General features: G+C 37.5%; 21 protein-coding genes and 4 tRNA genes. 23 read left to right on the top strand and 2 right to left on the bottom strand.

What is annotated here, in order from left to right:
* The first annotated feature begins 76 nt into the window (after nucleotides 1-76).
* The 21 genes from ychF to rlmH all read left to right on the top strand — a co-directional run bounded on the left by ychF (nucleotide 77) and on the right by rlmH (nucleotide 18,514).
* Entirely contained in the window at nucleotides 77-1,177 is a 1,101-nt protein-coding gene (gene ychF / locus LXM54_RS26255) for a redox-regulated ATPase YchF (RefSeq protein WP_233319072.1), read from the top strand.
* A gap of 262 nt (nucleotides 1,178-1,439) precedes the next feature.
* On the top strand, nucleotides 1,440-2,591 hold the full coding sequence (locus LXM54_RS26250) for a glycosyltransferase family 4 protein (protein ID WP_233319070.1): 1,152 nt from the start codon (nucleotides 1,440-1,442) through the stop codon (nucleotides 2,589-2,591).
* Nucleotides 2,592-2,737: 146 nt separating this feature from the next.
* On the top strand, nucleotides 2,738-3,028 hold the full coding sequence (gene rpsF, locus LXM54_RS26245; protein WP_233319109.1) for a 30S ribosomal protein S6: 291 nt from the start codon (nucleotides 2,738-2,740) through the stop codon (nucleotides 3,026-3,028).
* Between the two features lie 54 nt (nucleotides 3,029-3,082).
* Entirely contained in the window at nucleotides 3,083-3,601 is a 519-nt protein-coding gene (gene ssb, locus LXM54_RS26240; RefSeq protein WP_233319068.1) for a single-stranded DNA-binding protein, read from the top strand.
* A gap of 41 nt (nucleotides 3,602-3,642) precedes the next feature.
* Nucleotides 3,643-3,879 (top strand): 30S ribosomal protein S18, encoded by a 237-nt coding sequence (gene rpsR, locus LXM54_RS26235; RefSeq protein WP_233319107.1) that lies wholly within the window; start codon nucleotides 3,643-3,645, stop codon nucleotides 3,877-3,879.
* A 296-nt stretch (nucleotides 3,880-4,175) separates the two neighbouring features.
* Complete coding sequence (locus LXM54_RS26230; protein WP_233319067.1) at nucleotides 4,176-6,149, top strand: DHH family phosphoesterase; 1,974 nt, start codon at nucleotides 4,176-4,178, stop codon at nucleotides 6,147-6,149.
* The gene (gene rplI, locus LXM54_RS26225; RefSeq protein ID WP_233319066.1) at nucleotides 6,146-6,595 is read left to right on the top strand and encodes a 50S ribosomal protein L9; all 450 of its coding nucleotides are present in this window, start codon (nucleotides 6,146-6,148) and stop codon (nucleotides 6,593-6,595) included. The genes LXM54_RS26230 and rplI overlap by 4 nt, the downstream gene beginning before the upstream one ends.
* A 144-nt stretch (nucleotides 6,596-6,739) precedes the next feature.
* On the top strand, nucleotides 6,740-8,104 hold the full coding sequence (dnaB, locus tag LXM54_RS26220) for a replicative DNA helicase (RefSeq protein ID WP_233319065.1): 1,365 nt from the start codon (nucleotides 6,740-6,742) through the stop codon (nucleotides 8,102-8,104).
* A 253-nt stretch (nucleotides 8,105-8,357) separates the two neighbouring features.
* Nucleotides 8,358-9,650, top strand: a complete 1,293-nt coding sequence (locus tag LXM54_RS26215; protein ID WP_233319064.1) for an adenylosuccinate synthase — start codon at nucleotides 8,358-8,360, stop codon at nucleotides 9,648-9,650.
* Between the two features lie 174 nt (nucleotides 9,651-9,824).
* Nucleotides 9,825-9,900 (top strand) — tRNA-Lys (locus LXM54_RS26210).
* 11 nt (nucleotides 9,901-9,911) lie between these two features.
* Nucleotides 9,912-9,983 (top strand) — tRNA-Glu (locus LXM54_RS26205).
* 19 nt (nucleotides 9,984-10,002) lie between these two features.
* A tRNA-Asp gene (locus tag LXM54_RS26200) sits at nucleotides 10,003-10,078 on the top strand.
* 58 nt (nucleotides 10,079-10,136) lie between these two features.
* A tRNA-Phe gene (locus LXM54_RS26195) sits at nucleotides 10,137-10,209 on the top strand.
* A 465-nt stretch (nucleotides 10,210-10,674) separates the two neighbouring features.
* Nucleotides 10,675-11,385, top strand: coding sequence for a response regulator YycF (gene yycF / locus LXM54_RS26190; protein ID WP_233319063.1), 711 nt, complete (start codon nucleotides 10,675-10,677; stop codon nucleotides 11,383-11,385).
* Between the two features lie 9 nt (nucleotides 11,386-11,394).
* A complete protein-coding gene (gene walK / locus LXM54_RS26185; protein ID WP_233319061.1) occupies nucleotides 11,395-13,227 on the top strand; it encodes a cell wall metabolism sensor histidine kinase WalK in 1,833 nt (610 codons plus the stop codon).
* Nucleotides 13,224-14,543, top strand: coding sequence for a YycH family regulatory protein (locus LXM54_RS26180; RefSeq protein ID WP_233319059.1), 1,320 nt, complete (start codon nucleotides 13,224-13,226; stop codon nucleotides 14,541-14,543). Before walK ends, LXM54_RS26180 begins: the two co-directional genes overlap by 4 nt.
* The gene (locus LXM54_RS26175; RefSeq protein WP_233319056.1) at nucleotides 14,530-15,342 is read left to right on the top strand and encodes a two-component system regulatory protein YycI; all 813 of its coding nucleotides are present in this window, start codon (nucleotides 14,530-14,532) and stop codon (nucleotides 15,340-15,342) included. The genes LXM54_RS26180 and LXM54_RS26175 overlap by 14 nt, the downstream gene beginning before the upstream one ends.
* Before the next feature lie 7 nt (nucleotides 15,343-15,349).
* Entirely contained in the window at nucleotides 15,350-16,138 is a 789-nt protein-coding gene (locus LXM54_RS26170) for an MBL fold metallo-hydrolase (protein ID WP_192486398.1), read from the top strand.
* A gap of 242 nt (nucleotides 16,139-16,380) precedes the next feature.
* Nucleotides 16,381-17,586, top strand: coding sequence for a S1C family serine protease (locus LXM54_RS26165; RefSeq protein WP_233319055.1), 1,206 nt, complete (start codon nucleotides 16,381-16,383; stop codon nucleotides 17,584-17,586).
* Between the two features lie 206 nt (nucleotides 17,587-17,792).
* The gene (locus LXM54_RS26160; protein WP_192486417.1) at nucleotides 17,793-17,954 is read left to right on the top strand and encodes a CxxH/CxxC protein; all 162 of its coding nucleotides are present in this window, start codon (nucleotides 17,793-17,795) and stop codon (nucleotides 17,952-17,954) included.
* An 80-nt stretch (nucleotides 17,955-18,034) separates the two neighbouring features.
* Nucleotides 18,035-18,514 carry a 23S rRNA (pseudouridine(1915)-N(3))-methyltransferase RlmH gene (gene rlmH, locus LXM54_RS26155; protein WP_192486400.1) on the top strand — a complete coding sequence of 160 codons (480 nt, stop codon included), beginning with the start codon at nucleotides 18,035-18,037 and terminating at the stop codon, nucleotides 18,512-18,514.
* A gap of 43 nt (nucleotides 18,515-18,557) precedes the next feature.
* Here the strand turns inward: rlmH and LXM54_RS26150 are convergent, their stop codons facing one another.
* Nucleotides 18,558-19,505 carry a restriction endonuclease subunit S gene (locus LXM54_RS26150; protein ID WP_233319053.1) on the bottom strand — a complete coding sequence of 316 codons (948 nt, stop codon included), beginning with the start codon at nucleotides 19,503-19,505 and terminating at the stop codon, nucleotides 18,558-18,560.
* Nucleotides 19,505-21,346: an HsdM family class I SAM-dependent methyltransferase gene (locus tag LXM54_RS26145; protein ID WP_233319050.1), complete on the bottom strand. Its 1,842-nt coding sequence runs from the start codon at nucleotides 21,344-21,346 to the stop codon at nucleotides 19,505-19,507. Before LXM54_RS26145 ends, LXM54_RS26150 begins: the two co-directional genes overlap by 1 nt.
* A 183-nt stretch (nucleotides 21,347-21,529) precedes the next feature.
* Here LXM54_RS26145 and LXM54_RS26140 point away from each other — a divergent pair, with 183 nt between their 5' ends.
* Together LXM54_RS26140 and LXM54_RS26135 are read left to right on the top strand one after the other, a co-directional pair.
* Nucleotides 21,530-21,880, top strand: coding sequence for a hypothetical protein (locus LXM54_RS26140; protein ID WP_233319048.1), 351 nt, complete (start codon nucleotides 21,530-21,532; stop codon nucleotides 21,878-21,880).
* 164 nt (nucleotides 21,881-22,044) lie between these two features.
* Nucleotides 22,045-22,418 (top strand): JAB domain-containing protein (locus LXM54_RS26135; protein ID WP_233319047.1); only part of this gene is annotated, 374 nt, incomplete at its 3' end.

Genomic DNA, 22,418 nt, shown 5'->3' with positions numbered 1-22,418 from the left:
TGGTAAAGGTTTAATAGTACAAATGAAATTAATTTCTGCTCAATAAAAAGCAGGTTTATTATAAGGGAGTGACATTATGGCGTTAACTGCTGGAATAGTTGGATTGCCGAACGTCGGTAAATCTACATTGTTTAATGCAATAACACAGGCGGGTGCAGAATCTGCAAACTATCCATTCTGTACAATCGATCCGAATGTTGGAATCGTAGAGGTACCAGATCCAAGGTTAAATAAGTTGACTGAGCTTGTTCAGCCGAAAAAAACTGTACCGACAACTTTTGAATTTACAGATATTGCTGGAATTGTAAAAGGTGCGAGTAAAGGAGAAGGCTTAGGAAATAAGTTTCTTTCCCATATTCGTGAAGTAGATGCTATTTGCCAAGTGGTGCGCTGCTTTGCTGATGACAATATTACTCATGTTTCTGGAAAAGTAGATCCAATTTCCGATATTGAAACAATTAATCTAGAATTGATTCTTGCAGATTTAGAATCTGTTGAAAAAAGAATTGCCCGTGTAGGGAAAATGGCTAAACAAAAAGATAAAGATGCAGTGGCAGAATTGGAAGTTCTTGAAATTCTAAAAGCAGCATTTGAAGAAGAAAAGCCAGCAAGAGCTGTTGAATTTACGGAAGAGCAGGCTAAATTAGCGAAGAATCTTCACTTGCTGACAATCAAGCCAGTTCTTTATGTGGCAAATGTCGGCGAAGATGAGGTTGGCGATACAGATAATAATGAATATGTGCAGAAAGTTAGAGAATTTGCTTCTAATGAGAATGCAGAAGTAATCGTAATCTGTGCAAAAATTGAAGAAGAAATTGCAGAGCTTGAAGGGGAAGAAAAAGCAATGTTCCTTGAAGAGCTTGGCATTGAAGAATCTGGTCTTGATCAGCTAATTAGAGCTGCTTACCACTTGCTTGGTCTAGCAACATACTTTACAGCTGGAGTGCAAGAAGTTCGTGCTTGGACATTTGTTCAAGGAATGAAAGCTCCGCAATGTGCTGGTATCATCCATTCTGACTTTGAAAGAGGCTTTATTAGAGCAGAGACTGTTTCTTATGAAGATTTAATGGTAAGTGGAAATATGGTTGCGGCAAAAGAGGCAGGTAAAGTTCGTCTAGAAGGAAAAGATTACGTAGTTAAAGACGGAGATATTATTCACTTCCGCTTTAATGTTTAATAGCTGTATATATATGAGAGAAAAACCGCCCTTATACAAGTGAGGGCGGTTTTTTACATTTTCTTTAGCTTATTCGACACAAGCACTTGGAAAAGAGTTTAGCAAGTGGGAAAAGTCCAGAAAAATAGCTTATGAATAATAAGCTTATTTCGACAGTGTGATAAAGAAAATACTTTTACAGTGCCTTTACATGCCCCTTTCAAACCGGTGCTATCATTTCTTTAGAGGGATCATAATACATGTTCCAAAGGGGGATTCACAAGTGAAAATTGCAATTTTTACAGACACCTATTTTCCGCAAGTGAATGGAGTAGCCAACTCTTTAAAGAGATTAACAGATCATCTGGAAAAAAGGCAGATTCAATATCAGATTTTTGCACCGGAAGTGGAGGATACTCCAGCATACCCAAATATTAATCAATTTTTTAGCATTCCAGTTTTTTTATATCCTGAATGTAGGACCGCATTAGCAAACCCTAAACGGATTAAGGCTAAAGTTCAAGAATTTAACCCAGATATCATACATATTGCAACACCGTATATGATGGGGCTCTACGGCCTGTTTTGTGCTAAAAAACTTCACATACCAGTTGTTTCCTCCTACCATACTCATTTTGACCAATATTTGGAGTATTATCGAGCATCATGGCTGCTGCCTGTTCTTCATAAGTACTTAAAATGGTTTCATGAGTCCACAGAAAGAACCTTTGTACCTTCAAAAGAGACTAAATCAAAGCTGGCTGAGCTTGGCTTCCATTCCTTGTCAATATGGGGAAGAGGGGTAGATTGCTCTCAATTCCATCCTATTGCAGTAAACCAACCCATTAGAGAAAAATACAATATACAAGAAGAATATATTCTTTTGTATGTTGGCAGATTTGCTCCAGAGAAAGATTTAGCCACCCTTTCAGCGATAATGGATTCCCTCCCTGAAAGCTGGAATAATAGAGTTCATTGGCTGCTGGCAGGAGACGGACCATGCTTGCCTGAATGGAAGCGCAAAGCTGCAGAAAGAAAAAATATGACTTTAACCGGTTATTTAAAAGGTGCGGAATTATCACAGGTGTATGCAAGTGCAGATTTATTTGTATTTCCTTCCACAACTGAAACATTTGGAAATGTCGTACTGGAATCCTTAGCTTCAGGAACACCTGCTATCGTCTCCAATTCAGGCGGTGTTAAGGAAATGGTGGAGGATGGTGTAACGGGAAGAATTTGCCCAGCAAAAAGCACAGAACATTTCACTGCTGCTATCATTGAATTATTAAATCAAACAATGATGAGAAATATGTTTGGTACAGCAGCCAGTAAATATGCGTTAAGCCAATCTTGGGAGAGTATACTTGACGGTTTGATTGGCGAATATGAAGAAGTGATAATGAATAGCAGAGAAGATCAAAGAATATATGCGTAAAGTATTGCTTAAAACATTAACTGTGGCAATTCTTTTTAGTATTCATTGCAAATTGTTTTTCAATATGCTATAATTTCATCTTGTGAGTAATGTATATATTGCTCCTTGCCCAATCGGGCCGTTTAGACCAAAAGGAGGTGAAAGTGATGAAAAAGTACGAAATTATGTACATCATCCGTCCAAATATTGAAGATGAAGCTAAAAAAGCTCTAGTTGAGCGTTTTAACGGTATTCTTGCTGATAATGGAGCGGAAGTTACTGAAGCGAAAGAGTGGGGTAAACGTCGTCTTGCATACGAAATCAATGATTTCCGTGATGGCTACTACCAACTAGTGAAAGTTAACGCTGCACCAGTAGCAGTTGAGGAGTTCACTCGTCTAGCTAAAATTAGCGAGGATATTATCCGTCATATTGTTATTAAAGAAGAAGCTAAATAATAAATAGAATGAATTCATGTTCCACGTGAAACATGATGAAGGGAGTTGAAACTGATGATGAACCGTGTTGTTCTTGTTGGCCGATTGACGAAGGATCCTGAACTGCGATACACACCAAGTGGAGCTGCTGTTGCAACTTTCACTCTTGCGGTCAACCGTACTTTTACGAACCAACAAGGTGAAAGAGAAGCAGACTTTATCAATTGTGTAGTCTGGAGGAAACCTGCAGAGAACGTAGCTAATTTCTTGAAGAAAGGAAGCTTAGCTGGCGTTGACGGCAGACTTCAAACGCGCAGTTATGAGGGACAAGATGGGAAACGTGTCTATGTAACAGAAGTGCAGGCGGAAAGTGTTCAATTTCTTGAACCTAGAAACAGCAGCTCTGGAAATAGAAATGACAACATGAATTATGGTGCGCCAAGGGAACAAGATAATCCTTTTGGAGGCTCTAATAATTATCAGAATCAGCGACCTCAAAACCAAAATAGAAATAACGATTATACGAGAATGGACGAGGATCCATTTGCAAATAGCGGTCAAATCGATATTTCAGATGATGACTTACCGTTCTAATAATCGGAAATAAGTTATAAAGGAGGGAAATTGACATGGCAATGGGCGGACGCAGAGGCGGACGTGCTAAACGCCGTAAAGTATGCTACTTTACAGCTAACGGCATTACGCATATCGATTATAAAGATGTAGATCTTCTTAAAAAATTCATCTCTGAGCGCGGTAAAATCTTACCTCGTCGTGTAACTGGTACAAGTGCAAAATATCAACGTAAGTTGACTATTGCAATCAAACGTTCACGTACTATGGCTTTACTTCCATACGTAACTGGTGAATAATAAAAAAACACATTAGGGTTAAATCCTAATGTGTTTTTTTATACCTTATATAATACAGTCTATACAAATTATATGTTTGAATGAGCTTCTATAAAATAGTAAAATGATATAGAGGGTATCTCTATATTCTTTATATGTATTGGCTGCAAAATCGTGTTTATGAATATAAGGGTTAGTGGAAATACTAAAAGATGCAAAGTACATTCCCTTGTTTCGTAAATATCGAAATACGGTAAATAATAAGAACAAACAACCGTATACATATTAAATTAACTATATTAGGAGTTGAATAAATTTTGCCTGCTTTTTTGGAAAAGGGATCAATTCGCTATCCATTAGTTTGTCTAATTGGCATTACTCTGATCCTCCTTGGTATCATCTCCTATTATAATTGGCTTTTTGCCTTGGTGGGGTTACTCCTTTCTGTTATCCCTTTTTATTTCATCATTCAGATGAATTTGCGACAAAGAAAGGAAACAGAAGAATATATTACGACCCTTTCCTACCGTGTGAAAAAGGTCGGAGAAGAAGCATTAATGGAAATGCCGATTGGGATTATGCTCATTAATGATGAGTACTTTATTGAGTGGACAAATCCATATTTAGCTTACTGTTTTACAGAAGACAGCTTAGTCGGAAGATCATTATATGATGTGTCTCCTTCCGTTATCCCTCTGATTAAGCAAGAGGTTGAAACAGAAATTATTACGCTTCATAATCGTAAGTTTCGTGTTATCCATAAAAAAGAGGAGCGCCTCCTATACTTTTTTGATGTAACAGAACAAACGGAAATTGAAAAGTTGTATGAGGATGAAAGAACTGCAATTGCAATCATCTTTTTAGACAATTATGATGATCTAACACAAGGTATGGACGATCAGACTCGCAGCAGTTTGAATAACAGTGTTACCTCTATTCTCAACAAATGGGCAACAGACAATGGCGTCTTATTGAAACGGGTATCTTCCGATCGCTTCTTTGCAGTATTCAATGAAAACATTCTGCAGCATCTTGAAAAAGATAAATTTACAATCTTAGATGAAGTGAGAGAGTTAACCTCTAAACAAAATGTTCAGCTAACGTTAAGTATTGGCGTTGGTTCGGGAGTTTCCTCACTCCCTGAGTTAGGAACGATTGCGCAGTCAAGTCTAGATTTGGCACTAGGTCGTGGTGGAGATCAGGTTGCTATTAAACAGCCAAATGGAAAAGTGAAATTCTATGGCGGAAAAACAAACCCTGTTGAAAAGAGAACAAGAGTAAGAGCGAGAGTCATATCCCATGCCTTAAAAGAATTGATAACGGCAAGTGATAAAGTCTTCATCATGGGTCATAAGCATCCTGATATGGATGCAATTGGTGCTTCCATTGGTATTCATAAGATAGCTCAGATGAACAAAAAGGAAGCTTATATTATTTTAAATCCTAATGAAATTGATTTAGGTGTAAGAAGACTGCTCGAAGAAATAAAAAAACATGAAACATTGTTTGATCGTTTCATCACTCCAGAACAAGCGCTGGAAATGGATACAGAGGAAAGTTTGCTCGTTGTCGTAGATACCCATAAACCATCATTGGTTATTGAGGAAAAGCTTATTCATAAGATTGAAGATGTTGTCGTCATTGACCATCACAGGCGAGCAGAAGAGTTCATTGATAATCCATTGCTCGTTTATATGGAGCCATATGCATCATCAACAGCTGAGCTTGTCACAGAGCTACTGGAATATCAGCCAAAGACAGCTAAAATTGAGATGCTTGAAGCAACTGCTTTATTAGCAGGAATTATTGTTGATACAAAAAGCTTTACGCTTAGAACCGGGGCAAGAACCTTTGATGCTGCTTCCTACTTGCGGGGGCAGGGAGCTGATACTGTATTAGTACAGAAATTCTTAAAAGAAGATATCAGTAACTATGTGAAAAAGGCTAAAATTATTGAAAATGTAATTTTTTATAAACCTGGCGTTGCCATTGCTAAAGCTCAATCTAATGAAAATAGTGATAATGTCCTTATCGCGCAAACAGCAGACACCTTACTGACGATGGACGGCATTTATGCGTCATTTGTCATCTCGCCAAGAGGAGATGGACAGATTGGTATCAGTGCAAGATCATTAGGGGAAATAAATGTCCAGATTATAATGGAAAGCCTCAAAGGCGGCGGCCATTTAACTAATGCTGCGACACAGCTTTCTAACATGACAATGGCAGAAGCAGAAGCGCGGCTGAAGCTGGCAATCGATGAGTATTTTGAAGGGAGAAAAAAGGAATGAAAGTAATCTTTTTAAAAGACGTTAAAGGTAAAGGGAAAAAAGGCGAAGTAAAAAATGTGGCAGACGGTTATGCACATAACTTCCTATTAAAGCAAGGACTTGCTGTTGAAGCAAACTCAGCAGCTGTCAGCACATTAAATGCTCAAAAGAAAAAAGAAGAAAAACAAGCTGCTGATGAGTTAGCAGAAGCAAAAGTATTAAAAGAAAAAATGGAACAAATTACTGTTGAGCTAACGGCAAAATCAGGAGAAGGCGGCAGACTATTTGGTTCAATTACTAGCAAACAAATTGCTGATGAGTTGAATAAAAAGCATAAAATCAAAATCGATAAGCGTAAAATAGAATTAAATGATGCTATTCGTTCATTAGGGGTAACGAAGGTTCCTGTGAAGCTTCATCAAGAGGTATCTGCTACACTAAATGTGCATGTAAAAGAATTAAGCTAATATTGGAAGTTCCTTTTAAGCTTAAACATGATAAAATAGAATAGATTTGAGAGAAATGTGATACAGGCAAACTGATCACATTTTTTCTTTTGGCATGTACTAATTTGACATTATCCTCTTAAAATAAGGAGGTTTTAAAATTTTATGAGTGAAATGCTCCATGATAGAATTCCACCACAAAATATCGAAGCAGAACAAGCTGTACTAGGGGCAATCTTTTTAGAACCTCAAAGCTTGACGATGGCTTCAGAAATTCTCATACCAGAGGATTTTTACAGAGGTGCCCATCAGAAGATTTATACAGCAATGCTAAAGCTGAACGATGCAGGAAAAGCGGTTGACCTTATTACCGTTACAGCAGAGCTTTCAGCAGGCAATAATCTTGAGGATACTGGTGGCGTCAGCTACTTAAGTGAATTGGCAGCATCTGTACCTACAGCAGCTAATATTGAGTATTATGCGAAGATTGTTGAGGAGAAATCCTTGCTGCGCAGACTTATACGGACAGCCACTGATATAGCACAGGACGGCTATGCGAGAGAAGATGAAGTAGAGGTATTGCTGAGTGAGGCAGAAAAAAACATTCTTGAGGTTGCCCAAAGAAAGAACGCTGGGGCATTCCACAATATTAAGGATGTTTTAGTACGGACATATGATAATATTGAGGTCATGCATAACCGTCAAGGGGATATAACAGGTATTGCTACAGGGTTTGCTGAGCTCGATAAAATGACAGCCGGTTTTCAGCGAAATGATTTAATCATTGTCGGTGCCCGTCCTTCTGTTGGTAAGACGGCATTTGCTTTGAATATCGCTCAAAACGTAGCTACAACAACTGGGGAAAATGTAGCGATATTCAGTCTTGAGATGGGGGCAGAGCAGCTTGTCATGCGTATGCTGTGTGCAGAAGGTAATATTGATGCACAGCGCCTACGTACAGGGTCATTGACAGACGAAGATTGGGGTAAGCTCACTATGGCGATGGGAAGCCTCTCTAATGCCGGTATATTCATTGATGATACACCAGGTGTAAAAATCACTGATATTCGCTCTAAATGCCGCAGATTGAAGCAGGAGCATGGTTTAGGTATGATCCTAATCGATTACTTGCAACTCATCCTTGGAAGCGGGCGCTCTGGAGAGAACAGACAGCAGGAAGTATCGGAAATCTCCCGTTCTCTTAAACAGCTTGCTCGTGAACTGCAAGTGCCAGTTATTGCTTTGTCTCAGCTATCCCGCGGAGTGGAGCAGAGACAGGATAAGAGACCGATGATGTCTGATATAAGGGAATCAGGAAGTATTGAGCAGGATGCTGATATAGTAGCCTTCTTATATCGTGACGATTATTATGACAAAGAATCGGAAAGTAAAAATATTATTGAAATTATTATAGCAAAGCAGCGGAATGGTCCAACGGGAACAGTCCAGCTCGCCTTCGTTAAGGAATATAATAAATTTGTTAACTTGGAAAGGCGGTTTGATGACCCATCAATGCCGCCGGGAGCTTAAATATAGGCAGATTGGCTTTAAACAGCCAATCTGCCTTTTTTTATGCCCGAAATTAGGAACTAAACTCAAATTTTTTAAGATTAAAGTCTATTGAAAAAACCCTATATTAGTAGAATGATTACGAACATATATTTATTTTCTAGTTTTGAATGTTCGGGTTTTGTTGACTTTTGTATGCGTAAATTGGTAAAATAAGATTGTTTGGTAATGAATCTAAATAATTTATAGTAACCTTTGGAGGTGCTTTGGGAATATGTCATCAGTCGTGGTTGTTGGAACACAATGGGGAGATGAAGGAAAAGGAAAGATTACTGACTTCTTGTCAGAGAATGCAGAGGTCATTGCTCGTTACCAAGGCGGGAACAATGCAGGTCATACGATTAAATTTAACGGTGAAACATATAAATTACACTTAATTCCGTCTGGAATTTTTTATAGCGATAAAATTTGCGTTATTGGCAATGGAATGGTAGTCGATCCAAAAGCGCTACTTACAGAATTGAAATACTTGCATGATAAAGGCGTAACTACGGATAACTTGAGAATAAGCAACCGTGCTCATGTTATTCTTCCGTATCACTTAAAGCTTGATGAAGTGGAAGAGGAAAGCAAAGGCGCTAATAAGATTGGGACAACTAAAAAGGGAATTGGTCCTGCTTATATGGACAAAGCTGCTCGAATTGGTATTCGAATTGCTGACCTTTTGGACAGAGAAATTTTCGAAGAGAAGCTTGAGCGTAACTTGGTAGAGAAAAACCGTTTGCTTGAGCGCATCTATGAAACAGACGGCTTTAAAATGGAGGATATCCTGGATGAGTATTACGAATACGGCCAGCTGATTAAACAGTATGTTTGTGATACATCTGTTGTTCTAAACGATTCATTGGATGAGGGAAGAAGAGTGTTGTTTGAAGGGGCACAAGGCGTAATGCTTGATATTGACCAAGGTACGTACCCGTTCGTTACATCTTCTAATCCAGTTGCCGGCGGTGTTACAATCGGATCTGGTGTTGGTCCAACGAAGATTAAGCACGTTGTCGGAGTTTCTAAAGCTTACACTACTAGGGTTGGAGATGGTCCTTTCCCTACAGAGCTTGATAATGAAATTGGCCACCAAATCAGAGAAGTCGGCCGTGAGTACGGTACAACTACTGGAAGACCGCGCCGTGTCGGCTGGTTTGACAGTGTGGTAGTACGCCATGCCCGCAGAGTAAGCGGCATTACAGATCTTTCTCTTAACTCTATTGATGTGCTTACAGGCATTGAGACATTGAAAATCTGTGTTGCATATAAATATAAAGGGGAAGTTATGGAAGAGTTCCCTGCAAGCCTAAAAGTATTGTCACAATGTGAACCAGTTTATGAAGAGCTTCCAGGCTGGACAGAGGACATTACAGGTTGTAAATCACTAAGTGAATTACCTGCAAATGCACGCCACTACTTAGAAAGAGTTGCGCAGCTTACAGGTATTCCATTATCTATTTTCTCAGTAGGGCCAGACAGAAGTCAGACAAATGTGGTTCATAGCCCATGGAGACAAAGCTAAAAGAGCTGATTTAGTAGGAAGGAGCCGCTTTTAAGAGCGGCTCCTAAATATTTTTTTAATTTTTTTTAAAAAAAGTATTGCCATATATACTAAATGCATGATAATATAAAAAGCGTCGCAAATGAAGCGAATAAAGCAGCAAAATAAACGGTCTGCAAGTTTACTTTTAAAAGCGAGTCATTAGCTCAGTTGGTAGAGCATCTGACTTTTAATCAGAGGGTCGCAGGTTCGAATCCTGCATGACTCACCATTTTTTAATATGGCCCATTGGTCAAGCGGTTAAGACACCGCCCTTTCACGGCGGTAACACGGGTTCGAATCCCGTATGGGTCATTTTATATATAGATTAGTTGGTCCCGTGGTGTAGCGGTTAACATGCCTGCCTGTCACGCAGGAGATCGCGGGTTCGATTCCCGTCGGGACCGCCATTTTTGTTTCATATGCAATATGCATATTTTACATATATTATATAGAAAATATAAATATGGCTCAGTAGCTCAGTCGGTAGAGCAAAGGACTGAAAATCCTTGTGTCGGCGGTTCGATTCCGTCCTGAGCCATCCTTAAAAACAACTATGCATTTTGCATGGTTGTTTTTTTTATTCCAACAGTAATACATTTCTATTACATTCTTGCAACGTTTGCAGATAATAAATGGAGTTATGATAAAATGATATAAGGCGGATTCTGCAATTAGAGGAAGCATTGGATATTTGAAGACAAAAAAAGAGGCGAGAGGCAAGCGAAAAAAATACCTCTCAACCACAAATAAAGGAAAATGAAACTACATGTTATTAAACGGATGAGAGTCCTAAAAGGTTTCATTTTATATTGAAATTTTTAACCCTCTATTTAGGAGGGTTTTTCAAATAGGTTTTAGGAAATGTCTAAATAAATGCAATGAAAATGCGGAAGAATAGAAGAATAGAAAAAAAGTGAATATATAAAATGAAAATGGTAAAGTAGAGCTATAGTAGAAATACCAACAATTTGAATAGATAGAACAATGAAGGAGATAGAAATGCATGAATAAAAAGATACTTGTAGTAGATGATGAAAAACCGATTGCTGATATTCTGCAATTTAATTTAAAGAAGGAAGGCTTTGAAGTACATTGTGCTTATGATGGCAATGCTGCATTGGAAATGGTAGAAGAAGTGCAGCCCGATTTAGTTTTGCTTGATATCATGCTTCCGCAGCGAGATGGAATGGAAGTTTGCCGTGAAATTCGCAAAAAGTATGAGATGCCAATCATTATGCTTACAGCAAAGGATTCTGAAATCGACAAAGTGCTTGGTCTTGAGCTTGGCGCAGATGATTATGTAACGAAGCCTTTTAGTACGAGAGAGCTTATTGCTCGCGTTAAAGCTAACTTGAGACGTCATCAGCAGGTTCCTGCTGCTGCAGAGGAAGAGAATGAATCAAATGAGATTGAAGTTGGCTCCTTAATTATTCACCCGGATGCTTATATTGTTTCAAAAAGAGGGGAAATGATTGAGCTGACACATCGTGAGTTTGAGCTTCTTCATTATTTGGCAAAACATATTGGTCAAGTAATGACAAGAGAGCATTTGCTCCAAACGGTTTGGGGCTATGATTATTACGGTGATGTTCGTACAGTGGATGTGACGGTGAGAAGATTGAGAGAAAAAATAGAGGATAACCCAAGCCATCCAACCTGGATTGTAACGAGAAGAGGGGTAGGGTATTACTTGCGTAATCCTGAACAGGAGTAATAGATATTAATGAAAAAAGTTAGTTTTTTTAGATCAATTCATGTAAAGCTAATGATAATAATTGTATTGCTCATACTCATATCGATACAGATTATCGGTGTATACTTTGTACAAAAGCTGCAGTCCACTTTAATCGAAAACTTTAAGACCTCTATTCAGGAAAAGGTAAATATAGTTTCTATATATATGGAGGAACAGTTTGTAAAAGAGCGGCCAGTAGAAAATGCCGATACAACTCTTGAAGAAGATGTGAGAAGACTGTTAAGCGAGCATAATAATGCAACAGATATTCAGGAGATAAGGGTAATAAATAATAACTCCATTATTATTGGTACCTCAGATCCTGAAAAACAAAATTTAGTCGGACAGAAAATGGTGCAAAGTAAAGTTAGAAGGGCTATGTCCAATTCTTCGCAACCGACTTCCTATATTAGAGTTACATCCAATAAAAAAGAATATGTGTTAATTACGCCAATCAGGCAGCAGGGCGGCGAAACTGTTGGGGTAATTTATACTGTAGGTAAGATTCAGCAAGTGTATGACAGTCTGGACAGTATAAACAGTATCTTTCAAAAAGGGACAGCTATCACTTTAATTGTCACAGCAGTACTGGGGATTTTATTAGCAAGAACAATTACAAGACCAATTTCTGATATGCAGAAACATGCTTTTGCACTTTCTAAGGGAAACTTTTCACAGAAGGTTAAAGTGTACGGATTTGATGAAATTGGACAGCTGGCAATCACTTTTAATAATTTGACAAAAAAGCTCCAAGAATCTCAGGCATCTACAGAAAGTGAAAGAAGAAAGTTGTCCTCTGTCCTTTCTTATATGACTGATGGCGTTATCGCCACAGACAGAAAAGGGAGAATTATTCTTATCAATGAACCTGCTGCGAAAATGCTGGATGTTTCACGTGAAACAGTCTTATCGGAACCGATTATTCAGTTGCTTGGTTTAAAGGATAAATATACTTTTGATGAACTGCTTGAGGAACGGGAATCTGTTATTTTGGATTATAGTACAAATTATGAACCATATATTCTTCGAGCGAATTTTTCTGTCATTCAAAAAGAAACAGGCTTTGTAAATGGCTTAATTACTGTACTTCATGATATTACGGAACAAGAGAAAATTGATATGGAAAGAAAAGAGTTTGTGGCGAATGTTTCTCATGAGCTCAGGACCCCATTAACGACGATGCGAAGCTATGTGGAAGCATTGGCAGAGGGTGCATGGCAGGATGATGGACTTGCTCCAAAGTTTCTGGAAGTGACTCAAAACGAAACAGAGCGAATGATTCGCCTTGTAAATGATTTGTTACAGCTGTCCAAGCTCGACAGCAGAGATTACAAGCTGAATAAAGAACTAGTTGATTTTATGGTGTTTTATAATAGAATCATTGATCGTTTCGAATTGACAAAGGAACAAAACGTTGTCTTTGAACGGAAGCTGCCAAAACACGCAGCATTTGTGGAAATTGATGAAGATAAATTAACACAAGTGCTCGATAATATCATTTCAAATGCAATGAAGTATTCTCCTGAAGGTGGGAAAATTACGTTTTCTATTAAAGAACAGGAGCAGCAAATCATTGTGAGTGTAGCAGATAATGGTGTTGGCATACCTAAGGAAAATATAAGCAAAATCTTTGACCGTTTTTACCGTGTAGACAAAGCGAGAACAAGAAGGCTCGGTGGAACTGGTCTTGGCTTAGCTATTGCGAAAGAAATGGTTGAAGCACACGGGGGAAGAATTTGGGCATCAAGTAAAGAAGGAAAAGGCACGAAGATTTCCTTTACACTTCCTTATATTCAATCTGAAGAGGATGATTGGGTATGAATTATGAAAATATAAAAAGTTTAGTACTGACAATTTTAGTGATGTTAAGTCTGCTCATGTATTATTTGCTTTGGACAGATCAAGGTAACACAACAGAGCTTCCAACTGATAATATTGTGGAGCCTGAAAAAATCGGCAGCAAAAAAGAGGTAGCTGATATTGTTCGACCCGATAGAATTTTCCAGCATGTAGATGGTGAAACTTATGGTACAATTTCAATGGACGAAATAAATTCAGTTCTAGAAGTGTTAAAAACGGTCGAATACGGAAGTCTTGAGAATATTTCCGAAGAAATAAATGATATACCTTCTTTTATTAAACAAGAAACAGATAGTATGGAAATTCGTTTCCCAGGTCAGACACCTTTCAGTCTATATAGGGATATACTTCATATTGAAGAGAGCAATCTTTTTAATTTTGATACGATTCTTGTATCCTATAATCTTGTGAATGAAGATGAAGGAACGGTTTACTTTATTTCAGAGAAAGAAAACAAGGTTTATAAAAGCAATATTTCTGTTAGTTATATCAATAACATTAAAGACCTTCAGAAAAATATTACTGCTGAAGAAACACCTTACAACGCTTATTTCAGCTATCAGGCAGGAAGTAAGCTGATCTATTTGCCAACAGAAGAAACTGAAATAAATAGATATATATATAAGAGCGAGACAGTTGATTCATCTAGACTTAAAAATGCTATTTTTACTAATTCAAGTTTAGCTCAAAAGAGCGTTGAGACAAATCAGGAAGTTTATACAGATGATACTAGTATCTTGAGAGTAATAAAGGATACACATGTTGTTAATTTTAAAAGCACATCTGGGATTACCGTAAATGAGCTTAGTCCAAATCAAATCATCGAGAATAGCATTGACTTTGTGAATAGCCATGGAGGCTGGGTTAACAGCTTTTTATATGTAGGCAATGATAATGATCAAAGTACGATTAATTTCCGTATTTATAATGAAACAGGCTTCCCAGTCTTTAACTTGAAGAACGGCCTTTCTTCTATAAAGGTTAGCTGGGAAAATAATAAGATAGAGCAATTCATTACAAGCAACCTGACGATAACAGCAAAACCAATTGATACAACAACTCAAAAGCTAGATTCAGGAAGTTCTGTGTTAAAGGAAATTAAGTCCTCGGAAAACTTCGATCCTGATAAGCTGGAGGCTATTGTGCCAGGCTATGATATGGTCATAACCAACCCGAGCTATGTTTATTTAGAGCCAAGCTGGTTTTACTTATATAATGGGCAATGGCGTCAATTAGGGGAAGTGAAGACAGGGGGCACAAAAAGTGGATTGGAGTAAAATTAAGACTATTTTTATTGTAGCCTTCTTACTGTTGGATATATATTTGATATATGAGTACACACAGTTAAAAAAGGATAATGAACAGTTTGAGACAGAAGAGCCAGAAACACCAATCGCAAAAACATTGGCACTTGATGGCATTAAGTATGATGAAGACAAGTTTCCATCAAATGTAGAAAAAGGTCAGTATTTAACAGCAAAATCTATGACTTTCAGTGATGAGGATGTTGAGGAGCTTGAAAAAAGCAGGCTAAGCGGTCAAAGTATTAGAGTTCAAGATTCTACTATGCTACAGTCTATATTAGAAAAACCGATAAAGCTAAGTGATGAATTTAAGAAAGAAGAATTGACTGATTTTATTAAGAATAATATTTTAAATGGTGATCAATATGTATTCTGGGAGAAGAAGGATAATACGATTACCTATTATCAGCAATATAATGGCAAGACTTTATATCACAATTTAAAAGGAGAATTGACCTTTTTAGTGAATGAAGAAAATAATATCGTATCCTATAATCAAACCTATCTGCAGGACATTAAAGAATTCGATGAAAAGGAAATGCTCGTAAAGCCGTTAGAGGCCATTTTTGCCCTCTATAAGAATGCCTATTTAGAAATGGGTACTTATATCTCAAATGTGGAGCTCGGCTATTATTCACAGCAAAATGCGCCATCTGTACAGCTGCTGGCGCCAACTTGGAAGATTACGATCAAAGGACAGAAAAACCTTTATGTCAATGCATTGAATGGGGAGATTATTAAGCCAGAGATGGAAGAGACGAAATTGGAGTGAACAAAACATGCATTTTAGTGTTCTCGCGAGTGGGAGTACAGGCAATGCTATATATGTAGAATCAGGGGAACATGCTTTTTTAGTTGATGCAGGCTTGAGCGGAAAGCAGATGGAAACACTGTTCCAAGGCATCGACCGAAAAATGGACAAGCTGTCTGGTATATTCGTTACACATGAGCATAGTGATCATATTAAAGGTGTTGGCATTATAGCGAGAAAGTATAAGCTGCCAATTTACGCTAATGAAAAGACGTGGAGGGCAATGGAGCCTCTAATTGGGGAGATACCGGTTGAACAGAAGTTTCAATTTGATATGGAAACAGTCAAAACATTTGGAGATGTCTCCATTGAATCATTTGGCGTTTCCCATGATGCGGCAGAGCCAATGTTTTATATTTTTCATCAAGGAGATAAAAAGCTTGTGCTTATAACGGACACTGGCTATGTGAGTGACCGCATGAAAGGGATTATCCGCAATGCTGACTCCTACGTTTTTGAAAGCAATCATGATGTACAAATGCTCAGAATGGGAAGATATCCGTGGAATATTAAAAGAAGGATATTGAGTGATGTTGGCCATGTTTCCAATGAAGATGCTGCTATTGCAATGAGTGAGGTTATCGGTGACCGCACCAAGCACATTTATTTGGCACATTTAAGCATGGATAATAACATTAAAGATTTGGCAAGGATGTCAGTGACACAAACTTTAGAACAGCGTGGTATTGAGTTATCAGATCAGTTAGGCCTGTTTGATACAGATCCTAAAAAACCGACAAACTTAATGGCCATCTAAATGAAAGCAAGCAGAATTATTCTGCTTGCTTTTTTTGTTCAGCTTTTAAGTCATAAGCAAGATTTCAGCTTAATAAAATGGTTATGGACTACAACTTCCTTCATTACTTAGTTTGTTTTTACGAGAAATAGGAAAAATTAATAAGGTAATTATAGGTGCAGCTTTGCTAAGATAGCGTTGTCTTTAAAGAATAAGGACATACTAAGAAAAACATTGTTAAAGAAGGAAGGGCGGTATTAAAGATGGCAAATGATGAGGAATTTCGTTATGAAGAATATAAACGGAGCAGACCTCAGCGAAAACGCAGAGGCTACTTTTTTGCTGGCTTAGTTGGTGCAATTATTGGGGCATTAATCATTGTCCTGTTGCTTCCCCGTTTATCCCAATTAGGAATACTGTCCATGCTGCAAGGTTCAAACAGCGGAACAAATTACAGTGGAATCACACAAGGTGTAACTGTTGATGTTGATACAGATGTTACAAAAGCAGTTGATATTGCTGCTGATGCAGTTGTCGGAATAACAAATTTACAAGAGTCAGGTTTTTGGGCAGATGCAAGTGAATCCGAGGCAGGCACAGGTTCTGGAGTTATTTATCGCAAAAGCGGAAATGCTGCTTATATCGTAACAAATAACCATGTTGTAGAAGGAGCTTCAGAGCTTGAGGTTACCCTTGCAAACGGTAAAAAAATTAGTGCTGAGCTTATCGGTAGCGATATATGGACTGACTTGGCAGTGCTTAAGGTGAGTTCACAGGAAATTACGAAGGTTGCTGAGTTCGGGAATTCAGACGCGCTTAAGTCAGGCGAACCAGTTATAGCTATCGGAAATCCCCTCGGTCTAACCTTTTCTGGTTCGGTTACACAAGGAATCGTCTCTGGGCTCGACAGGACAATTCCAGTTGATATCAATAATGATGGAGTTGCTGACTGGCAATCAGAGGTTATTCAAACCGATGCGGCAATCAATCCAGGTAACAGTGGAGGAGCACTAGTTAATATTAAGGGTCAGCTTATTGGCATTAACAGTATGAAAATCTCTGAATCCTCTGTAGAGGGAATAGGTTTGGCTATCCCTATTAATTCTGCCATTCCCATAATAGAAGACCTCGAGCAGAATGGTGAAGTACAACGCCCTTATATGGGAGTTGAGCTTGAGTCTGTGAGCGATATACCAGGGTATTATCAGGAAGAGGCGCTTAAGCTGCCAAAAGACTTAACTACAGGTGTTGCCATTAAATCAGTCTCTCCTAATTCTCCTGCAGAAAAGGCAGGCTTAAAAGAATTGGATGTTATTGTTGAACTGGATGGTGAGGAGATTACCGATTTAGTAGAACTTCGCAAGCATTTGTATACAGATAAAAAAGTCGGCGATAAGCTTAAAATTAAATATTATCGTGAAGGTAAAGAGAAAACAACAGAACTTACATTAGCAGAAGATAAGATGTAAAGGAGGGGAGATTGTCCCTCCTTTTTTGTTTTATTAAAAAAGGTATTGATTATTAATTGTGGACAATTATTTCCTGAAGAAGTTGCAGTTTCAGCAAGGAATGGTAAGATGGAGTGTGGATAACTTGTTTTGATTATAAAAAGCAAAAATATCCACAGACTAAAAAAGAAATAAATGAACTGAACAGAACAAAGGAGTTTATGAGTATGATATACAGCTGCGAGGAACATGTTGATATAGCAATAGATACAATCGTTAATGAGTATGAAACATTCCCGTCTTTAGAGAAAATAGACGAAGAAAAAAAGTTATCAACAACCTGTGAATATTGTAAAAATAACGCAATATATATTGTGGCGAACAAGTGATTCCATACTATATGTGGATTAAAAATGTGGATATGTGGATAACTTCTGTGGATATATTGTTTGTAAAGTGAGGAATAACTGTGAATATCTCGATTATAACTGTTGGGAAATTAAAAGAAAAATATTTAAAACAAGGAATAGAAGAATATACAAAGCGACTATCAAGTTATTCTAAAATAGAAATAATTGAAGTGCCAGATGAAAAAGCCCCAGAGGTTTTAAGTGAGGCAGAGATGATTCAAGTTAAGGACAAAGAGGGGGAAAGGATACTTGCAAAAGTGCCAGCTGACGCTCATGTCATCGCATTAGCCATAGAAGGTAAACAAAAATCCTCCGAAGAGCTTGCCGAAACATTGGATAAGCTCGCAACCTATGGAAAAAGCAAAGTAACCTTCATTATTGGTGGTTCGCTAGGCTTGAGCAGCCAAGTATTAAAAAGGGCAGACGACAAGCTTTCCTTCAGTAAGATGACTTTTCCCCATCAGCTTATGCGCTTGATATTGGTGGAGCAGGTTTATCGGGCGTTTCGGATTAATCGGGGGGAACCGTACCATAAGTAAATGAGGTTTTTTTAAAAAAAAGAGATGGGATTCCATCTCTTTTTTATAAGGATTTGCTAAATTTGAGCGTCTTAATATAATGCTCCATATACATAAAGTCTGGGCTGTTATCCTTAGCAGGTAAGGGGATCATTGCATTTTCTAAATCTTCCTTGTTCCACTTACGACCATAATTATATTTATGTCGTTGTTTTTTTATAATCGGTATTAGAAACATAGCGTGATATACATTGAAGTTAAACTTGGGCTCAAGAACTAGCACATCGGAGGTAGCAACAAAATTATGCGATTGGTAAAAGACCTCACCAACACTACCATTTTTCGCGAGGGTTAGTACATTTCCAGGATGTGTTAATTCTGAATCGTAATTTGTATGGGTTACAATACCATTATTGAACTGAGTTGCTGAAACTGCGGGTATGTTTCCAGGATTTTTCTTTGCATCTCGTATTAGCGGCCCTTTCCCAGTGTAAACATTGAAAATACTGGATAGCCTAAACGATTTCCATTTCAGTATATCAAGATTCGGTACCTCTTTATTTAAAAAGCTGTTGTCTAATTGATTATATGAATCGACGTCAATTTGGTTAATCCAGATAGGAGGCGCATCCGGTACTTCTAAACCTGCTAAAGTACGGTTTGCCTGCCGTCCAAAATAATATCGATATTTATTCTTTTCAATGCAAAGACAATAATATACCTTTTCATTTATTGACATATCATTTTTGGGAGTCAAAACTGCAACATGATATCCTGTATAGAAGCTATAGGGTTGAACGTTAGTTTCTAACACACTCATACTACTTAGAGCTACAGTTATTAAACCGGGAGGGAATGGTTTAATTCCCTCGATCGGTTCTACAATAGCTGAGACACCATTATTCTTTGAAGTCCTTGAAACAAATGAAATGCCTTGTTCAGCAACATTTAACTGATTAAGAGCGAAGCTATTGCCATATTGTATGTCGAATAATTCGCCTATTTTAGCCATTAAATCAACCGTCCTTTGTTAGCCATTTTGAAGGTAATAAAGCGTTCAAGTTCCGCTTCAAAATCCTCTTGGACAAGGTCTGAATAGTCAGTTTCCATGTAGGCCTCTGCACACCACTCATCATCACTGGTAACCTTATGCTTTACACTTACACCAACAATTTCCGATTTATTGGTGTACATATCTACCCAATGATCTTTAGTTATTTCCCATGTGCCATTAACATCTAATCTTCCGCTATTTTTTGTTTTTTCAAATCCGTCATCTTTCCAATAGGCAAACCAAGTTTCTTTATTTGAAGGATGAGGCTTTTTAGCTGTAAATACCATAATACATGTATAAGTACCAACTGGGTAGAACAAGTCATTTGGCATACTCATTACAGCCTCAAGTGTGTGGGACTTTAATAAACGACTCTTTGCTGGACTAGGTGCTATGGCACATGAAATTGGAACAATAGCAAAAACTTTTCCGTCTTTTTTTACACAGTCTAGCAAAAACTCAATATATTCTAGCTCAGATAATCCTTCGCCTTTTTGTGCATATGGTGGGTTTATGGTGCCCACATCTGGTTCAAGTGCAGTTAAAATACCCTTCAAGTCGAAGCTATTATCTTGGAAGGAGTGTTGCATGCCGTATTTTCTTAAAAGCATATTTGCAGCTCCAAGAGTAAACATATTGGGTTGCTGTTCCACGCCTATAAGGTTATTTTGCGTAATTTCTTCCATTGCTTCTGAATCATTGCCGACTAGCGATATCATTTTTGCAGCACAGGCAATTAAAAAACCTCCAGTACCTGCACATGTGTCAAGTACTTTGCTCTGAGGGGTAAGCTCCGCCAGTTCAGCAAATAATTCTGTAATATGCTGTGGAGTTAAAACAATACCAAGGGCTTTTTTGTCACCGCCAGTATAACGCAAAAATTCCCCATAAAATTGCCCCACCATATCCATATCCTGATGAATACGAATAAAAGGCATAATATTTTCATCAATTTGTTTAACCAAATTTAGTAATACACGCTTCTTTGTGTCTTCAATTCGTTTAGTTAATTCAGGATGGGCCTGAATGAAACTGTATGAAGATAAAATCTTGTTTTTTTGGTCCTCGTGCAAATCATTCTCTTCTAAAATTTCAGAGATAGACTGAATAATTTTTCGAGACAAAGCAGCATCATGTTTTGATTTTTCGTATCCTGCTTCAAATGAAGGGTCCTCAAGAGCTAATAAAATAGCGCTAACAAGCAAGGGTTTTTCATTCTCTGAAAGTTTGGCATAGTCGCGCAAATAATTATGCAATAACTTTGAGAATTTGATTAGATCATCCTTCTGCTGTTTTTTTACATTGGGGTCAAATTGCCATGCCTTGATGTAGTCATTAATTGGCAGGATCTTTTCATCTGGTAATCGAGTAAGTTTATTTGATGTTAATCCTTTCCCTAGGAAAAAGGTTGAAATCAAAAGTTTATCTTTAGTCATACCAGAAGCGGCAATACCGATTACATTAAACTCTTTTGATAGATAATTCATGTAATGGATTACACCATCAACTGCAAAGTCCTTAGGATTGGCTAAATCTTGACTTTCATGATATTTTATATCGGCTTTGCATTCAGTAATGATTAAAAATTCGGGATAGCCATCAATAGTAATAATGTGTTCAGGTGATCCCTTTCCATTGCCACTTTTACTGGCATTCTTTAATAACTTTTTGATTCTTGAGTCAGCGCTAATTTGTTTTTCAATATGAATGTTTTCTTGCTTATATCCTAGATTTGCAAATAGCTCATCTAACAAATCCTCGGTGATCCGCTCATTAGTATGTTTAATCTGTTTAACCATAATGACCTCCCTGTAATATGTAATACATGACTTTAGTGCTAATGAAATTTTAGCATCATTGGTAAGATAAATCAATAATGAATTTCGTGCCTTTAAAAATCAATCAATAATAACTGTAAATTATCTATGTGAATCTAGTGCAAAAATAATTATATATTATATTTAGGAAGGAGGTCAATTCTAATGATAAAAGTCAATTCATTTGAAAGCCTTGAATTAATAAGTAACCAAAAGGTAAAAGAGTACCTAACTTTGAGAATGGACACTTATTTTAGACACTTGGGGGGGAATGTTGATAAGACCAATTTTGATTTAAGAAAAGTTTTTGGGGTAATAATATTCGCAAACAAAGAGGATATGGTTTGTTGGGATGAAATGAATTCAACGATTTCTTTTAAAGAAGAAGGGGATGTATTAAATGCAGAATGGATGACCAGGATTTTTATTAACGGAGAAAATTATTTGAATTTCTGTGTTGTCAGATGTAAAGGTAATGTCTTGGATATTTATATTAAAGAAGAGGATATTTTTTAACCGCTAATTTTTATTTTGGTAAGAACGAAACAAGTAAATTTGTTTGATTAATTAGTGATCTAAGATTTATTATTGAGCAATAAATTTGGAATGTACATTACTTTAGTGATTAATTAACCCAATACCAGGAAGGTATTGGGTTTTTCATGTTAAGGAGAGAGAAAATGAAAGAGTCATACCTTAAAATTAACCAAGCCCAACTATCATTATTCAAACAGGAAAGAAAAGCTGTACCAGCAAAACGAATCAATGTCGTATCATTACAACTGGTTAAGGAATCAAGTTTGCTTTACAAAGAGCGGATAGTGAGATCACCGGAGGATGGGTACAAGCTGTTAAAACATTTTCTGGAAGATAAGGATCGAGAGCATTTCATTGTAGTTTCCCTAGATACCAAGAATCAGCCGGTATCAATTAATGTCTGTCACATTGGCAGTTTAAATGCCAGCATTGTTCACCCCAGGGAAGTAATGAAGTCGGCAATCCTCTCCAACGCTGCCTCCATTATCGTGGGGCATAATCATCCATCAGGAAAAGT

The sequence above is a fragment of the Bacillus sp. Au-Bac7 genome (assembly GCF_021341655.1).
Taxonomy (GTDB): Bacteria; Bacillota; Bacilli; order Bacillales; family Cytobacillaceae; genus Niallia.
The sequence above is the reverse complement of the archived record's forward strand: the minus strand, read 5'-3'. Positions and strand labels throughout refer to the sequence as shown.

What these genes read in the sequence shown, in the direction of transcription:
- ychF (WP_233319072.1), top strand. Translation starts at nt 77, where the DNA reads ATGGCGTTAACTGCTGGAATAGTTGGATTGCCGAACGTCGGTAAATCT.
- rpsF (WP_233319109.1), top strand. Translation starts at nt 2,738, where the DNA reads ATGAAAAAGTACGAAATTATGTACATCATCCGTCCAAATATTGAAGAT.
- ssb (WP_233319068.1), top strand. Translation starts at nt 3,083, where the DNA reads ATGATGAACCGTGTTGTTCTTGTTGGCCGATTGACGAAGGATCCTGAA.
- rpsR (WP_233319107.1), top strand. Translation starts at nt 3,643, where the DNA reads ATGGGCGGACGCAGAGGCGGACGTGCTAAACGCCGTAAAGTATGCTAC.
- rplI (WP_233319066.1), top strand. Translation starts at nt 6,146, where the DNA reads ATGAAAGTAATCTTTTTAAAAGACGTTAAAGGTAAAGGGAAAAAAGGC.
- dnaB (WP_233319065.1), top strand. Translation starts at nt 6,740, where the DNA reads ATGAGTGAAATGCTCCATGATAGAATTCCACCACAAAATATCGAAGCA.
- LXM54_RS26215 (WP_233319064.1), top strand. Translation starts at nt 8,358, where the DNA reads ATGTCATCAGTCGTGGTTGTTGGAACACAATGGGGAGATGAAGGAAAA.
- yycF (WP_233319063.1), top strand. Translation starts at nt 10,675, where the DNA reads ATGAATAAAAAGATACTTGTAGTAGATGATGAAAAACCGATTGCTGAT.
- walK (WP_233319061.1), top strand. Translation starts at nt 11,395, where the DNA reads ATGAAAAAAGTTAGTTTTTTTAGATCAATTCATGTAAAGCTAATGATA.
- LXM54_RS26180 (WP_233319059.1), top strand. Translation starts at nt 13,224, where the DNA reads ATGAATTATGAAAATATAAAAAGTTTAGTACTGACAATTTTAGTGATG.
- LXM54_RS26170 (WP_192486398.1), top strand. Translation starts at nt 15,350, where the DNA reads ATGCATTTTAGTGTTCTCGCGAGTGGGAGTACAGGCAATGCTATATAT.
- LXM54_RS26165 (WP_233319055.1), top strand. Translation starts at nt 16,381, where the DNA reads ATGGCAAATGATGAGGAATTTCGTTATGAAGAATATAAACGGAGCAGA.
- LXM54_RS26160 (WP_192486417.1), top strand. Translation starts at nt 17,793, where the DNA reads ATGATATACAGCTGCGAGGAACATGTTGATATAGCAATAGATACAATC.
- LXM54_RS26150 (WP_233319053.1), bottom strand. Translation starts at nt 19,505, where the DNA reads ATGGCTAAAATAGGCGAATTATTCGACATACAATATGGCAATAGCTTC.
- LXM54_RS26145 (WP_233319050.1), bottom strand. Translation starts at nt 21,346, where the DNA reads ATGGTTAAACAGATTAAACATACTAATGAGCGGATCACCGAGGATTTG.
- LXM54_RS26140 (WP_233319048.1), top strand. Translation starts at nt 21,530, where the DNA reads ATGATAAAAGTCAATTCATTTGAAAGCCTTGAATTAATAAGTAACCAA.